The sequence below is a fragment of the Pseudomonas sp. FME51 genome, from assembly GCF_014897305.1.
This window is the reverse complement of the sequence record NZ_JABUYN010000042.1, coordinates 1-1,311: the sequence shown is the minus strand read 5'-3', so window position 1 is coordinate 1,311 and position 1,311 is coordinate 1. Positions and strand designations below refer to the sequence as shown.

Genomic DNA, 1,311 nt, shown 5'->3' with positions numbered 1-1,311 from the left:
TGAATCACACCGGGTTTTATGGAGGCCATTCCGTTTAAGTCAGGCCGCCACGGCCTGACCTGTGTGTTGCTGGTAGAAGTTTGCCTCAGCTTCTGCCGGCGGTATATGTCCAATCGATCCCAGAAGGCGCTGATGATTGAACCAGTGAACCCATTTCAGGGTGGCTATTTCTACTGCTTCGCGACTCCGCCATGATTGCCGGTGTATCAGTTCCGCCTTGTACAATCCGTTGATGGTCTCAGCCAAAGCGTTGTCGTAGCTGTCTCCTTTGCTACCAACAGAGGGCTCTACTCCGGCCTCCGCGAGACGCTCTGTGTAGCGGATGGAGACGTATTGACTGCCACGGTCACTATGGTGGATCAGATTATCTGATCGTCCTGGCTGCCTTGCATACAGCGCCTGCTCCAGCGCATCCAGCACGAACTCAGTCTTCATGTTGTTGCTGACGCGCCAGCCAACGATTCTGCGTGCAAAGACATCTATCACGAAGGCCACGTACAGCCAGCCCTGCCACGTTGAAACGTAGGTAAAGTCTGAGACCCACAGCTCGTTTGGGCGACTGGCATGGAATTGGCGATTGACCTTGTCGAGCGGGCATACAAGCTTCCCATCAGGCACCGTAGTACGGATTATCTGGCCGCGGCGAACACCCTGTAACCCAAGCCGGCGCATCAACCTTTGCACTGTGCAACGCGCGACGTTGATACGCTCTCGATGTAGCTGCTTCCACACCTTCACGACGCCATAACACTGCATGTTGTCATCCCAGACGCGTTGGATCTCACTACTCAGCAGCTCGTCTTGTCTGGCCCGCATGCTGCGTAGCGCTGGCTGGCGAGCTCGAGCTGCATGCCGGTAGTAACCGGACGGAGCGATCTGCACCACTCGGCAGATCGACTCGACTCCGTAACGGTCACGATATTCGTCGACGAAGCCGTTCAGGGTTTGTTGCGGCGGTCGAGCTCCGCCTGGGCAAAATAAGCACTGGCCAGGCGGAGGATCTCGTTCGCTTTACGCAGCTCACGATTCTCGCGCTCCAGGGCCTTGATGCGGTCCCGCTCCTCAGTCGTCTGACCGGGTCGCTGGCCGTTGTCGGTCTGGTGCTTGCGCACCCAGCCATGCAGCGTCTGTGGGACACAGCCAATTTTGGGTGCAATGGACTCGATGGCTGCCCACTCGGATGGGTAGTCCTTCAAGTTCTCCAGAACCATGCGCACAGCACGTTCACGGACTTCAGGGGAGTAGCTATTGGATTTCTTCATGCCTCATTCTCTCAAGAGTTGAGGCCTCCACGAAACCCGGTGTGATTCA

Annotated in this window: 1 protein-coding gene and 1 other annotated feature; the gene reads right to left on the bottom strand. The window is 56.8% G+C overall.

Annotation, left to right across the window (positions count from 1 at the left end):
• Positions 1-39: 39 nt before the first annotated feature.
• Positions 40-1,262, bottom strand: a protein-coding gene (locus INT39_RS22300) for an IS3 family transposase (RefSeq protein ID WP_096006128.1) whose coding sequence is annotated in 2 segments (ribosomal slippage) — positions 40-977 and positions 977-1,262 — 1,224 coding nt in all. Because the reading frame shifts where the segments join, the coding sequence is not laid out codon by codon here.
• Positions 868-984, bottom strand: a sequence feature (AL1L pseudoknot). (Overlaps the previous gene by 117 nt.)
• Positions 1,263-1,311: the final 49 nt, after the last annotated feature.